Origin of the sequence: Tabrizicola sp. (genome assembly GCF_051645465.1) — a bacterium.
In the GTDB taxonomy this organism is placed as follows: Bacteria; Pseudomonadota; Alphaproteobacteria; order Rhodobacterales; family Rhodobacteraceae; genus Tabrizicola.
In genome coordinates this window covers 1-12974 of record NZ_JBOFBI010000297.1, presented here as the reverse complement: position 1 = coordinate 12974, position 12974 = coordinate 1, and the positions used below count along the sequence as shown (strand labels likewise).

Annotated in this window: 17 protein-coding genes; 9 read left to right on the top strand and 8 right to left on the bottom strand. The window is 65.1% G+C overall.

Annotated elements, in window-relative coordinates:
* Nucleotides 1–10: 10 nt before the first annotated feature.
* The 9 genes from ACRCSW_RS19005 (at nucleotide 11) to ACRCSW_RS18965 (ending at nucleotide 9085) form a co-directional block, all read left to right on the top strand.
* Nucleotides 11–409 carry a hypothetical protein gene (locus tag ACRCSW_RS19005; protein ID WP_438707220.1) on the top strand — a complete coding sequence of 133 codons (399 nt, stop codon included), beginning with the start codon at nucleotides 11–13 and terminating at the stop codon, nucleotides 407–409.
* The gene (locus ACRCSW_RS19000) at nucleotides 406–972 is read left to right on the top strand and encodes a MotE family protein (protein ID WP_438707219.1); all 567 of its coding nucleotides are present in this window, start codon (nucleotides 406–408) and stop codon (nucleotides 970–972) included. Before ACRCSW_RS19005 ends, ACRCSW_RS19000 begins: the two co-directional genes overlap by 4 nt.
* A gap of 70 nt (nucleotides 973–1042) precedes the next feature.
* Nucleotides 1043–1912 carry a flagellar motor stator protein MotA gene (gene motA / locus ACRCSW_RS18995; protein WP_438707218.1) on the top strand — a complete coding sequence of 290 codons (870 nt, stop codon included), beginning with the start codon at nucleotides 1043–1045 and terminating at the stop codon, nucleotides 1910–1912.
* Complete coding sequence (locus ACRCSW_RS18990; protein WP_438707217.1) at nucleotides 1909–4065, top strand: hypothetical protein; 2157 nt, start codon at nucleotides 1909–1911, stop codon at nucleotides 4063–4065. Before motA ends, ACRCSW_RS18990 begins: the two co-directional genes overlap by 4 nt.
* 78 nt (nucleotides 4066–4143) lie before the next feature.
* The gene (locus ACRCSW_RS18985; RefSeq protein WP_438707216.1) at nucleotides 4144–4812 is read left to right on the top strand and encodes a transglycosylase SLT domain-containing protein; all 669 of its coding nucleotides are present in this window, start codon (nucleotides 4144–4146) and stop codon (nucleotides 4810–4812) included.
* Between the two features lies 1 nt (nucleotide 4813).
* Entirely contained in the window at nucleotides 4814–6889 is a 2076-nt protein-coding gene (flhA, locus tag ACRCSW_RS18980) for a flagellar biosynthesis protein FlhA (protein ID WP_438707215.1), read from the top strand.
* The gene (locus ACRCSW_RS18975) at nucleotides 6886–7668 is read left to right on the top strand and encodes a flagellar biosynthetic protein FliR (RefSeq protein WP_438707214.1); all 783 of its coding nucleotides are present in this window, start codon (nucleotides 6886–6888) and stop codon (nucleotides 7666–7668) included. The genes flhA and ACRCSW_RS18975 overlap by 4 nt, the downstream gene beginning before the upstream one ends.
* A complete protein-coding gene (locus ACRCSW_RS18970) occupies nucleotides 7665–8747 on the top strand; it encodes an EscU/YscU/HrcU family type III secretion system export apparatus switch protein (RefSeq protein WP_438707213.1) in 1083 nt (360 codons plus the stop codon). Before ACRCSW_RS18975 ends, ACRCSW_RS18970 begins: the two co-directional genes overlap by 4 nt.
* Nucleotides 8744–9085 (top strand): hypothetical protein, encoded by a 342-nt coding sequence (locus tag ACRCSW_RS18965; protein WP_438707212.1) that lies wholly within the window; start codon nucleotides 8744–8746, stop codon nucleotides 9083–9085. Before ACRCSW_RS18970 ends, ACRCSW_RS18965 begins: the two co-directional genes overlap by 4 nt.
* A 4-nt stretch (nucleotides 9086–9089) precedes the next feature.
* Here ACRCSW_RS18965 and ACRCSW_RS18960 read toward each other — a convergent pair whose 3' ends face one another.
* From ACRCSW_RS18960 to ACRCSW_RS18925, 8 genes are all read right to left on the bottom strand, one after another.
* Nucleotides 9090–9605 (bottom strand): flagellar basal body-associated FliL family protein, encoded by a 516-nt coding sequence (locus tag ACRCSW_RS18960; protein ID WP_438707211.1) that lies wholly within the window; start codon nucleotides 9603–9605, stop codon nucleotides 9090–9092.
* Between the two features lie 2 nt (nucleotides 9606–9607).
* Complete coding sequence (gene flgH, locus ACRCSW_RS18955; protein ID WP_438707233.1) at nucleotides 9608–10327, bottom strand: flagellar basal body L-ring protein FlgH; 720 nt, start codon at nucleotides 10325–10327, stop codon at nucleotides 9608–9610.
* A gap of 7 nt (nucleotides 10328–10334) precedes the next feature.
* On the bottom strand, nucleotides 10335–10754 hold the full coding sequence (gene flgA, locus ACRCSW_RS18950) for a flagellar basal body P-ring formation chaperone FlgA (RefSeq protein ID WP_438707210.1): 420 nt from the start codon (nucleotides 10752–10754) through the stop codon (nucleotides 10335–10337).
* Complete coding sequence (flgG, locus tag ACRCSW_RS18945) at nucleotides 10754–11539, bottom strand: flagellar basal-body rod protein FlgG (RefSeq protein WP_438707209.1); 786 nt, start codon at nucleotides 11537–11539, stop codon at nucleotides 10754–10756. The genes flgA and flgG overlap by 1 nt, the downstream gene beginning before the upstream one ends.
* 9 nt (nucleotides 11540–11548) lie before the next feature.
* Nucleotides 11549–12259 carry a flagellar hook-basal body complex protein gene (locus tag ACRCSW_RS18940; RefSeq protein WP_438707208.1) on the bottom strand — a complete coding sequence of 237 codons (711 nt, stop codon included), beginning with the start codon at nucleotides 12257–12259 and terminating at the stop codon, nucleotides 11549–11551.
* A gap of 3 nt (nucleotides 12260–12262) precedes the next feature.
* A complete protein-coding gene (locus ACRCSW_RS18935) occupies nucleotides 12263–12529 on the bottom strand; it encodes a flagellar biosynthetic protein FliQ (protein WP_438707207.1) in 267 nt (88 codons plus the stop codon).
* A complete protein-coding gene (gene fliE, locus ACRCSW_RS18930; protein WP_438707206.1) occupies nucleotides 12526–12807 on the bottom strand; it encodes a flagellar hook-basal body complex protein FliE in 282 nt (93 codons plus the stop codon). The genes ACRCSW_RS18935 and fliE overlap by 4 nt, the downstream gene beginning before the upstream one ends.
* 12 nt (nucleotides 12808–12819) lie before the next feature.
* On the bottom strand, nucleotides 12820–12974 hold a 155-nt coding region (locus ACRCSW_RS18925; RefSeq protein WP_438707232.1), incomplete at its 5' end, for a flagellar basal body rod C-terminal domain-containing protein.

Genomic DNA, 12974 nt, shown 5'->3' with positions numbered 1-12974 from the left:
CGGGACACACATGGACCTGATTGCCGATATCCTTTTGATGGCCGGTTCCTTTGGCGCCGCGATCTACTGCTACGTCCTGTCGATGCGCTTGAAGCGGTTCACGACGCTGGAAAGCGGAATGGGTGGCGCGATTGCCGTCCTTTCGGCGCAGGTCGACGACATGACCGTGGCACTGGAAAAAGCGCGGGGGGCTGCAAGCGGCTCGGCCGAAAGCCTTGATGCGCTGACGGCCCGGGGCGAGGTCGTGGCGCGGAAGCTGGAGCTTCTGGTGGCCTCGCTGCACGATCTGCCTGATCCCGCGGTTTCGCAGCCACGCGCGCCGGTTGGCCAAGAACCGCCGGACGAGGAGCGGCGGCTGCGGTTCGTTCGCCGTCGTGCCCATCGTGATACGCTGGAGGCTGCGGAATGAACCGGCGACGCGCGGGCCAAGGGGCGCTGTTCGTCGTCGCGATCCTGTTCGCGTCGTCCGGGGCCTTGCGGCTTGGGTCCGGCGTCGGTGCGGCGCTGGCGAAGGCTGAGAACGAGGCGGAGCCGCATGTCGAAGAGGTGGCGCCGGCATCCTGCGAGATGCCAAGCGCATTGGCGGCAGCGCTGACGCTGCGCGAAGACCGGGTTGCAGCGCAGGAGGCGTCGCTTAAGGACCGGCTGGCGGCGCTGGCCCTTGCAGATGCAGCGATCACGCAGCGGCTGGAGGAGATGAAGGCTGTCGAGGCAGAGCTGAAAGCTACGCTGGCGCTTGCCGATGGTGCCGCAGAAGAGGATATCGACCGGCTGACGGCAGTCTACCAAGCGATGAAGCCGAAGGATGCAGCGGCCTTGTTCGAGACGATGTCGCCTGAATTCGCCGCGGGCTTTCTTGGCCGCATGCCCCCCGAATCGGCTGCCGCGATCCTGTCCGGCATGTCGTCCGAGGCTGCCTACGGCATCAGCGTGATCGTCGCTGGGCGAAATGCAAACGTTCCGAAGGAATAGCATTTCGGTGACAGAGTCTTAACCGCCCGCCCGGATACTGCTTGCGACACTCCAGGAACAGGACGCCACAATGCTTGGCTTCGTTGGCATCGCCGTCATCCTCATCATGGTCTTCGGCGGCTACGTCCTTGCCGGGGGCAAGATGGGGATCATCCTCAAGGCCCTGCCGTTCGAGATGATCATGATCGGCGGCGCGGCCGTCGGTGCCTTCCTGATCGCGAACGACATGGGCTCGGTCAAGCACACGCTCAAGGACATCGGCAAGGTCTTCAAAGGCCCGAAATGGAAGACCGACGACTACCGCGATCTCCTGTGCCTTCTGTTCGAGCTTATCCGCCTGGCCCGCGCCAACCCGGTCGCGCTGGAAGAGCATGTCGAATCGCCGGACACCTCCTCGATTATCGGCAAGTACCCCCGCATCCAGCATGACCATGAGGCGATGGAACTGATCTGCGACACGCTGCGGGCGGCGTCGATGAACTACGACGATCCGCATCAGGTGGAAGAGGTGCTGGACAAGCGGATGGAGGCGACGCTGCACCACGCGATGCACTCCAGCCACGCGCTGCAGACCGTGGCCGACGCCCTCCCCGCGCTGGGGATCGTTGCGGCCGTTCTGGGCGTGATCAAGACCATGGGGTCGATCGACCAGCCGCCTGAAGTGCTGGGCAAGATGATCGGCGGCGCGCTGGTCGGGACTTTCCTGGGGGTCTTCCTGGCCTATGGCCTGATGGGCCCTTTCGCCGCGCGGGTGAAGACTGTGGTCGAGGATGACATCCACTTCTACCAGCTGATCCGCGAAGTGCTGATCGCGAACCTGCACCGCCATCCCGCGAACATCTGCATCGAGGTCGGCCGTCAGAACACCCCGCATCATGTCCGCCCCGGGTTCGGAGATCTGGAAGAGGCGATGCGCAACCTCAAGCAGGAGGCTGCATGATCCGCTGGGTCCTGCTGCTTCTGGCTCTCGCTACGCCGATCGCTGCCGAAACGGCGCGGGTGGTCTCCGGTGAGCACGGTGACTTCACCCGTCTGGTCATCGAGCTGCCCGAGGCGGTGGCCTGGACGCTTGGCCGCAGCCCGCTCGGCTACGCCTTTGCTGCTGAGGGAGCGGATCAGCCGGCCTATGACCTTACGAACGTCTGGCAACGGATCGCCAAGACGCGGCTGCAGTCCTTGCAAAGCGACCCCCAGACCGGCGCACTTCTTCTGACCCTTGCCTGCGACTGTCATGTCTTTCCGTTCGAGTACCGCCCAGGCGTGGTCGTGCTTGACATCAAGCCGGGGCCAGCGCCTCCAGGCTCTGCGTTTGAGGCTGACTTCGTCCCGTCGGACTCACGTCCCGGCGCGCCCGCCGCGTCGGTTAGGACAGACGGTTACGATTGGCTGGTGGCGACCGATGAACCCTTGTCCGGACCTCCGACGAAAGGCCTCCCCTTGCCGCTGGCAACGGACGGCATTTCCCTCGATCCGCTGCGGGACCAGCTTCTGGAGCAACTTGCCCGAGGAGCGGCCGAAGGGGTCGTCGATATGGAGCTTCCGGGCAACTCGCGTGGGGTATCTGGTACGGATCACGGTGAACTGCCCTGGTCCAGCATTCGGATAGGTGATCAGCCCGGCGTGCTGGTCACCGGCCCGGACAGGCTTGGGGAACCCGCCGCAGCAACGTCGGAATGCGCGCCGGACGAACAGCTTGACCTTGCCGCCTGGGCCGAGGCGAAGCCGGCCCACGACGTCTTGGCGGAAACCCGGTCGGGCCTTTACGGTGAGTTTGACGTGGCCGATTCCGAAGCGGTGTTGCGGTCGGTCCGCCTGCTCCTTTACCTCGGCTTTGGTGCCGAGGCGCGGCAGCACGCTCACCTTCTCGACGCTGGCGCCGTCACCGAAGAGCTGGCGCTTTACTTGTCCATGGCGCGGATCGTCGACGGAGAGAGTGATCCGCAGTCGCCCTTCGCGACAATGCTCGAGTGTGAAGGCACCGCTGCCCTCTGGGCTGCACTGGTGCATGACCGGCTTCCCGCGGGACGGAAAGTGAACCGTGAGGCGGTCCTTCGTGCCTTTCTCGCGCTCCCGCCGCACCACCGGCAGAACCTTGGCGCAGGTCTTGCCGAGAAGTTCCTGGCACAAGGTGATGCCGAGGCCGCCCGCGTTGTCGGGGATGCGGTCGAGCGGGCGCCCCATACCGACAAGGCTGCGGTTGCGCTGATGAACGTCAGCGCAGACCTGCACAATGGCGATATCGACGCTGCACAGGCCCATGCCGAAGAAGCCGTTTCGCTCGACGGCAGCGGTACACCGGGTTTGATCGCGCTGGTCGAAGCGCATTTCCGCAAACTGGAGCCAATTGATCCCGGGGTTGCCGAGGCGCTTCTGGCCGTTCAGGGGGAGACAGAAGGGACAGCCGAAGGAGAGGCTGTCAACCGCGCTCTGGTGCTGGCTTTTGCGCTTTCCGGCCAGACTGACACCGCGTTTCGTCAGGAGGCCGCGAAAGGCTCTGTAAGCGCCGATCTTTGGCACATCGTTCAGGACCGGGCGACAGACGACGACTTCCTGCGCCATGCGGTTTTGCCCCCCGATGAACCCCGCCCCGAAACCACGCCAGAGACCGCGTTCGCGGTAGCCTCGCGCGCGTTTGCCCTAGGCTTTCCGGACGCGGCCCGGAGATGGATCGAACCCGTGGGACCCGCGGCCCCACCGGACCACCGCCTTCTGGCCGCAAGGGCGGCTCATGAGCGTGGGGATGCACAGACAGCCGTTCAGCTCCTGGCCGGACTCACCGATCCTGAGGCGAATGGCGTTCGAGCGAAGGCGCTTGTTCGGCTTGGTGACTTGGCAAGCGCCGCGGAAGCGCTTTCTGCGGCGGGGAACGCCGAAGAAGCAGTCCGGCTTGGCCTTTGGCAGGGCGACTGGGCCAAGCTTGACCCGGCGGCACCGCCGGGTTGGCTAAAGGCGGCCAACTACGTGTCGCCGACCACGGCCATCTCCGACGCAGGCCCGCTCGCCCGAGGTGGGGCGGTTATCGAAGACAGCTTAGCGGCGCGCGAGGCAGTCGAGGCGCTTCTGGCGGCAGTCCCGTCACCCTCTGGCGACTGAAGGCGCTAACGGACCGGAAAGATTCGCCCGCTAGGCTGGCCGTCAACCGTGGCAGAAAGCCCCGGGGTGGAGTGGAAGATGCGCCAACGGCAAGCCTTGCGGAATCTCTGGTGCCTGGTTTTCCCTTGCGCCCTCACCGTCCCTTTCCCTGTACTGGCGCGCGAGGATGCCTCGACTCTGTGCCTTGATGCTGCGGCAAAGGCTGCCGGAGAAAGCGGCGTTCCCCTTGATGTCCTGCTAGCAATTTCCGTTGTCGAAACGGGGCGGGGCGACCGGCCGTGGCCCTGGACGGTCAATACGGCTGGTGAGGGCCAGTGGTTCGAGAGCCTCGAAGAGGCCGAGGACTATGTCGCTGGAGTTCTCGATCAGGGACTGACCAACGTTGATCTTGGATGTTTCCAGCTGAATTACCGCTGGCATGCCGACGCCTTCGCCTCGATTGCGGACATGCTCGATCCCGGCCGTAATGCAACCTATGCCGCCGAGTTCCTGGCCCAACACTTCGCCGAGACGGGCGACTGGGCCAAGGCAGCCGCCGCCTATCATTCGGCAACGCCGGAATATGCCGAGGCCTATCAGGCCAAGTTCGAGACGGTTTTGGCCGACCTGGCCGGTGGGCCTCCGCCCGATCACCCGGCGCCCGTCCGGTCGAACGGCTTCCCCCTTCTCGTCGCCGGGTCGACCGGACGCAATGGCTCGCTGGTTCCGACGACCGGCGGCGGTTCGCCTTTGATCGGGGTGCCGTAACATGCCGGCTGGCCTTTCCTTCGGAACAATCTTTCGTCCGACGATCCTGCTCGCCCTCGGTCTGATGGCGGTCATCGTGATGATGATCCTCCCGGTCCCGGCCTGGATGCTGGACATCGGGCTCGCCGTCTCTTTCGCCCTGGCGATCCTCATGCTGACGGTCACCCTCTTCATCGACCGCCCGCTCGACTTCTCGGCCTTTCCAACGATCCTTCTCGCGTCGCTCCTGCTCCGCCTTTCGCTCAACGTCTCGTCGACCAAGCTGATCATTGGCGAAGGCCATACTGGAACCGACGCCGCAGGTCATGTGATCGAGGGCTTTGCCCAGTTCATCATGGGCGGGAACCTGATCCTTGGGCTTGTGATCTTCATCGTCCTTCTGATCGTCAATTTCATCGTCATCACCAAAGGTGCGGGGCGCATGGCCGAGGTCGGCGCGCGGTTCGCGCTGGACGGCATGCCGGGGCGGCAGCTTGCGATCGATGCCGACATGTCGGCCGGGGCCATCGACCATGCCGAGGCGAGGCGGCGGCGCGAGCAGGAGCTTGCGGAGACAAACTTCTTCGGTTCACTGGATGGTGCATCGAAGTTCGTGAAGGGCGACGCGATCGCCGGGCTGCTGATCACCGGGCTCAACATCGTCGTGGGGTTGATCGTAGGGATTTTCGTCCACGGCCTTGACGCCGGGACGGCGTTTGAAACCTACACGATCCTGACCGTGGGTGATGGTCTCGTCAGCCAGATTCCGGCAGTGATCATTTCGGTCGCGGCCGCGCTTCTCTTGGCAAAGGGCAGCCAGAAGGGCGCCGTCGATGTGTCGTTCTTCGCCCAGCTTGGCCGCTACCCCGGTGCTTTGGGTACGGTTGCGGCCCTGATGGCCCTCTTTGCCCTGGTGCCGGGCATGCCGTTCCTGCCCTTCATGCTTGCCGCGCTGTCGCTTGCGGCGCTCGCTTTCCTGCGGGCACGCAGCAACTCGCAGCCCGTCACACCTGAAGCCCTGACCCTCGAGCCCGTAAAGCCGCGATCCATTGGCGATGTGCTCGACTTCGACGACATCCACATCGAATTCGCGCCGAACCTGGTGGCCATGGTGCTTGACCCGGCGACCGGCCTCGACAGCCGCATCGCGAACATGCGCAACCATGTGGCCACCACATTCGGCCTCATCCTGCCGGAAATCCGGCTGACCGACGAAGTCGCCCTGCCGACCGGCCAGTATCGCATCCGGCTCCAGGGGGTCGAGCGGGTATCGGACCGGCTCTATCCCGACCGGGTTCTGGTCCTGATGACCGATGGCGTGCCGGCCCCCGACGGCCTGGACGTGAAGGAGCCGGTCTACGGCGCCCCGGCGCGCTGGGTCCTGCCCGACCAGCAGGAGGACGCTGCCCTCTCCGGTCTGACCGTGGTCTCACCGACCGAGGTCCTAGCGACCCACCTTCTGGAGGTCCTGAAGGCCAACCTCTCGCGGCTCCTTACGCTTCGGGGGCTCCGGCGGCTTCTGGACGAGTTTGTCCGGCTGTCGGACCCCGCCCGCGCGGAAGCGAACCGGCGCCTTCTGGATGAGCTACTGCCCGACAAGGTGCCGATCGACTTGCTTCACGCCGTGCTGCGGCTACTCCTCGACGAACGGGTCTCGATCCGGAACCTGCCGCTGATCCTTGAGGCCCTGGCCGAGGGCAGGCAGTTCGGGGCGCCGGAAGCGATCTGCGAACATGTCCGGCAGCGGCTTGGCTTCCAGATCGTCGCCGAGCTCAAGCGTGCCGACGGTTCGGTTCCCCTGATCCAGCTGGCCCCCGAGTGGGAGAAATCGTTCTCGGCCTACCAGATCGACGGCGACCGGGGCCAGCGCGACATTGCCCTGCCGCCCGAGCTTTTTGCCCGGCTCGCCAATGGCCTGACCGAACGGGTGAATCGCGCCGCCGAAAGCGGCGTCCATCCGGCTTTGGTCACGTCGGTCGGTCGACGGCGCTTTCTGCGGACGGTCGTGCAGGCCAAGGGTCTGCACATGCCTGTCCTGTCCTACGAGGAAATCGGCACCGACGCGCGCCCAGCCCTGATCGGCCAGGTCCCGGCATGAACGGGCTCATCGCCGAGCTTTCCGGCCTCCTCGACGTCGCCGAGAGCCTCGGCTGGGCCGCCGCACTGGCATTTGTAAGGATCGGCGCTCTCGTTGCGCTCATGCCGGGGCTTGGCGACCCATCCGTTCCGCAACGCGTGAAGCTGGCCGCCGTCGTTGCCTTTACGCTGGTCGTTGCCCCCGTTCTGGCCGACCGCATCGCAGAAGGTGGACCCTCGCCCTCATTCATGGCCCTCGGCGGAGAGGCGGTTTCAGGTCTGATCCTCGGCGTCGGGATGCGGCTTTTCGTTCTCGCACTGCAGACCGCCGCCGCGATCATCGCCCAGGCGACAACGCTCTCCCAGCTTTTTGCCGGGGCCGCGCCCGAACCTCAACCAGCCATCGGCAACGTGTTCCTCGTTGCAGGGATCGCGCTCGCCATGGTCGCGGGCCTGCATGTGCGGGCAGCCGAGCTGGTGCTTCTGTCCTACGACATCCTGCCTGCGGGCGCCTATCCCGCTGCAGGCGCGGGGGCCGACTGGGGCCTTGCACTCGTCAGCCGGACCTTTGGCCTGGCCTTTGCCTTGGCCGCACCTTTCGTCATCGCTTCGATGATCTACAACCTCGCCCTCGGAGCAATCAACCGGGCGATGCCGATGCTCATGGTCTCGACGGTGGGCGCCCCCGCACTGACCCTGGGCGCGCTGGCCTTGCTGGCTGTCGCGACGCCGGTGATCCTGGCGGCCTGGCTTGACGCCTTCAACGCCCATCTCTCCCGCCCGTTCGAGGTGCTTCCATGAGCGCGGGTGAAGACGACGAAGCCGACAAGGAACACGACGCGTCGCAGCAAAAGCTCGACCAGGCGCGGAGCGAGGGCGATATCCCCCGCGCGGTCGATCTGCAGACTGCCGTTGCGGTCGGCGGTTTCCTTTTGGCGCTGTTCGCTCTTGGCAGCTGGGTCGTCGAACGCGCCGGGACGGCTGGCATGGTTCTCCTCGACCAGGCCGACCGGCTGTCGAGCCTTGCCGCAACCGGCGGAAGCGGCCCGATCGGGGGCATTCTCCTCGCCTTCGCGGCCCCGCCGCTGGCGCTCCTGATGATCTCGCCTGTTCTGGTCCTTGCCCTTCTTGTTGCGACGCGCGGCCTTGTCTTCGCCCCCGCAAAACTCGCACCCAAGCTGTCACGCGTCTCGCCGATCCAGACGGCAAAGCAGAAGTTCGGGGTCGACGGGCTGGTCGAGTTCGCGAAAAGCACGGCAAAGCTCGGCCTCGTCTCGGCGATCCTCTACTTCTTCCTCGCCGCTCGGCTCAAAGACATTCTCGCCAGCCTCTACCTGACCCCGGCAATGTCCGGCGCCCTTCTCGCCCGGCTGACGCTGGAGTTCCTGTTCATCCTTTTCCTGATCCAGCTTGCGCTTGGCGGGGTGGATTACCTTTGGCAGGTCCACAGCCACCGGCAGCGCCACCGCATGTCCCGCAAAGAGATGATGGACGAGTTCAAGGAAAGCGAGGGCGACCCGCACCTGAAATCGGCCCGACGCCAGCGGGCACAAGAGGTGGCGACGAACCGGATGCTGACGGATGTCGGACAGGCTGACGTGGTGGTGGTGAACCCCACGCACTATGCCGTCGCGCTGAAATGGGACCGCAAGAAGGGCGGTGCGCCGATCTGCGTGGCCAAAGGTGTTGATGAGATCGCCCGCAAGATCCGCGAACGCGCAGCAGAACACGGTGTCCCGATCCACCGCGACCCGCCCACCGCACGCGCGATCCACGCCACTGTCGAGATCGGCCAGGAGATCCGCATCGAGCAGTATCGCGCTGTCGCGGCCGCCATCCGCTTTGCCGATACCATGCGACGGAAGGCGCGCAGAAGATGACGAAAGCCCGCGATCTTGCCCGGCTTGCCGACCTTGCACAGCTGATGCTCGATCATCGGCTTGGAACCCTACGCCAGGCCGCCGATGCGGTTGAGCAAAGCCGGATGCAGCTGCAGGCGATCAACGCTGCCTCGGCTCCTGCCGATCTGCCTCCCGTCGCGGCGGAACGGGTTGGGCTGGCCTACCAGCGGTGGGCGGATGTCCGGCGGTCGGAGCTTAACCTCGTCATCTCGCGGCAGACGGCGGAGTGGATCGAGGCCCGTGGTGAGGCCGGAACCGCCTTCGGTCGCCTGCAGGCATTGCAGGGCCTCGCAGCGCGGTCGCCAAACAGACGTTAGGGGTCTAGCTGTCCTGCCGGGCGATGTCGGTGATCAGCACATCGTTCACCACGGTCCCGAGAATCATCGCCGCCGCCTCTTTCAGGCTGGTGCGAAGGACCACAAGGTTTGATCCGTCGGTAAACGAGCCGGAGAACCCGCCGATATTGGCATGATCGAAAAGAACCTGCAGGAAAGCATCGCGGAGCTTTGGTTCGCGCTGGTAGACCGCCTCGGTGTTTCCGGCCTCGACCTCCAGCGAAAGGGACAGGACCACCATGGCGGCGACACGGCCCTCCTCGACGACCGGGACGACAAACTGGTTGTTCATCTTCACGTAGTCCGGCCCGCTTTCGGCATGGTCATCGTCCTCCGAATGCTCTTCAGCTTCGGCATGCTCGGGCTCCGCCGCATGGTCGCCGTCGTGACCGGCTTCGGCATTCTCGGCGGCCGGTGCAGCGGGTCGCAGAAACAGCCCCGCGCCGACCCCGCCGCCAAGCCCGACCACAGCCAGGAGTATCGGAAGGAGCTTTCCCATCATGATCAGAACGGCATCACGATTTCGGCCACCTGCTGGCCATAGGTCGGCTGCTGCATGTCGGTGATCTGCCCCCGCCCGCCATAGGCGATCCGCGCGCCCGCGATCTTGTCATAGGTGATCTCGTTCTGGCGAGAGATGTCGATCGGGCGGACATATCCGGTGACAATCAGCTCGCGCATCTCGAAGTTCACCCGGACCTCCTGCTGCCCCTCGATCCGCAGAACTCCGTTCGGCAGTTCCTCGACGACGGTAGCGGCAATCCTAAGCGTCAGCTTCTCTTTGCGCGAGACTGATCCAGATCCCTTGAAGGTCGAAGAGGACGACATCTCGAAAGCCTCAGCCATGCTGGCGCCGTCGGGCAGGCCTTCGTCGATCCGCTGCGGGATGCCCAGAAACTCTGGCAGACCCGATGTCTGCTCGCCGCTCCGATTGCGGCCGGTCGAATTCGAGATGCTGGCGCTGTCGTCGATCTCGATCACCACGGTCACGATGTCACCGCGCTGAGCAGCCCTGCGGTCGCCGAAAAGCGAGTCCGTCCCGGCGGTCCAAAGCGACGAGGCATCGGACGGCGTTTCGGGAGGCAGGTCGTCTGGCAGCGCTGCCGAATACATCGCATAGTGCTGGTTGCTGCCTTCAAGCCCCGAGAACTCGGGCGCACGGCCCACCTGACCAAGCTTGCCGCAACCGGCCAGCGCCAGGGCCAGCACCAGAACAGATCGCATTATCATCTTACTCGTTCCATCCAACATAAACCGCCCCATCCGGCCCGATCCGGCCCATCACCGTATTCCGCGAGCCAAGGTTCATCACCCGTACCTGGTCGCCTTCCGACCCGCTGGCAAGCGCCCGGCCCTCGGTCGAAATGGCAAGCCCTCCGGACAGATATACAAGCGAAACCAGCTGGTTGCGCTCGACCAGCGTCGGCGGGCGCAGATCACTGGGCCGAACCGGCTTGCCGGCATAGATCGCGACGCGCGCTTCAAGACCCACGGCCTCGGCCGGATCGCCAAGCGCGCCCGGCAGCTCGGCGCTGACTAGCGTCAGGTCTTCGGGCGCAATCAGCGCCTTCGCCCGGATCGTCCGGGTCGCGACCACGCTTTCAGCGTTGACCGGCTGCGCCAGCGCCACGACAAGAACCACCCGCCACATCAGCGGACCTGTGTCGTCGCGGACAGCATCTGGTCCGCCGCGGTGATCACCTTCGCGTTCAGCTCATAGCCGCGCTGAGCCTTGATCAGCTCTGTCACCTCGCGCACGGCGTCGACCGAGCTGCCCTCAAGATAGCCGTGCCGCAAGGTGCCAAGCCCTTCCTGTCCCGGTGTCCCCGAGAAAGCGGCGCCCGAGGCTGGGCTTTCAAGAAACAGGTTCGACCCGATCGCCTCCAGCCCCTTTTCGTTCGGGAAGCTCGACAGGGTCAGCTGCCCGATGAGCTCCGGGTCCACCCGGTCGGCAAAACTGGCCCAGACCTCGCCCGAAGGGCTGATCGTAAGCCCCCGCGCATCCGAAGGGATGGTGATCCCCGGAACTACCGGAAATCCGTCCGACGTCACAATCAGCCCCTCAGCCGACCGCTTCAGCGCGCCGTCGCGGGTATAGCCAACCTGCCCGGTCGGCATTTGCACCTCGATGTAGCCGTTGCCGTCGATCGCGACGTCAAGATCGGCCCCCGTCGCCTCCAGCGCACCCTGGCTGGCCACCACCGAAACCGAGGCCGGGCGGACCCCGAGCCCGATCTGAACGCCGGTGGGCAGCATGCTGCCATCGGCCGCCGAAACGCTGCCGGGCCGGGCCATCTGCTGATAGGTGAGGTCCGCAAAGTCGGCGCGGCGGGCATTGTAGCCAGTGGTCGACATGTTGGCGAGGTTGTTCGACACAACATCGACCTTCATCTGCTGGGCCGCCATGCCCGTAGCTGCAATCTGAAGCGCCTTCATCCCGTCCTCCTATCGGCCAAGCGTCTGGATCACGCCGCGGACCCGGTCATCCTCGGCATCAAGGAACTTCTGGCCCAGCTCATAGGCGCGCTGGACCTCGATCATCCGTGCGATCTCGGACACAGGCTCCACATTGCTGTCCTCCAGCATCCCCTGCAGGACCGTCGCACCTTCCGCCGGTTCCAGATCGCCAGCCGCAAAGAGCGTGCCGGACTGGTGGCGCAGGGCCAGGGGATCGGCGGGCTGCCAGAGGCCGACCTGAGCAATCGGCTCGCCATTCGCCGACAAGGTCCCGTCGCTGGCCATAGCCACGGCCTTGGCATCGGGCGGCACGAAAATTGGCGCACCCCCGGCATCGAGAAGCCGGTAGCCATCGGGCGTCACCAGCTCGCCCTCGGCGGAAGGCGTGAAGCTGCCCGCGCGGGTCAGCCGCTCACCCTCTGGCGTCTCGATCAGGAAGAACCCGTCACCCTGGATCGCGAAGTCGAACTTGCCCCCGGTAGGGCTGACAGTAGCCTGCGAAAGGTCCACATGGCGGCCGCTCGCATGGGCCATCGACAGCGAGGGGTCCTCACCCAAGGCCGCAACGAACTCGGAGAAGACCACGCCCTCACGCCGGAACCCGGTGGTCGAGGAGTTGGCGATGTTGTTGGCAACCACGCCCATCTCGCGCATCAGGCCTGACTGGCGGGTCAGGGTGGTGTAACCGGCGGCGTCCATGTCTTAGCCCCCTGCGATCTGCGGAATGAGCGTCTCGGTGAAGAACGAGACCAGCGTCGAGGTCATGAAGCTCATCGACAGCCAGAAGACGCCGATCATCGCGGCGGCCTTCGGCACGAAGGTCAGCGTCATTTCCTGCACCGAGGTCAGGGCCTGGAAGAGGCCTACCACAACGCCGACAACCAGCGCCACGGCCAGAAGCGGCGCCGAGATGACCACGCAAATCCAGAGGCCCTGCCGGGTAAGGTCGAAGATCATCGCCTCGGTCATACCGGCATCCTCAATATCTCCTGATAGGCCTCGACCACCCGGTCCCGCACGGTCGCGACCGTCTCGACCGCCAGTTGCGACGAGGCCAGTGCCTGCACCAGCGCATGCGGATCGGCCCCCCCGGTCATGGCATTGCGGGCCGTCGCCTCATGTTCCTGCAGCGCGCCCATGAAATTCCCCGCGAGCTTTGCAAAGCCCTCTCCCGCCTTTGGCTGGGGGGCGGCAGCGGTGCGGGCATTGGCGTAAGCCTTTGAGACGAAAGAGGTCTTCATATCCATTCTGGAACTCCTCTATCGGCGCAGAAGTTCGAACAGGCTTTGCGTCATCTGACGCGTCTGATCGAACATCCTGAGGTTCGCCTCGTAGCTGCGCTGCGCTTCGCGCGCGTCAGCGATTTCGATCACCAGATCGACATTCGAGCCGTCGTAGTGACCGGTTTCATCCG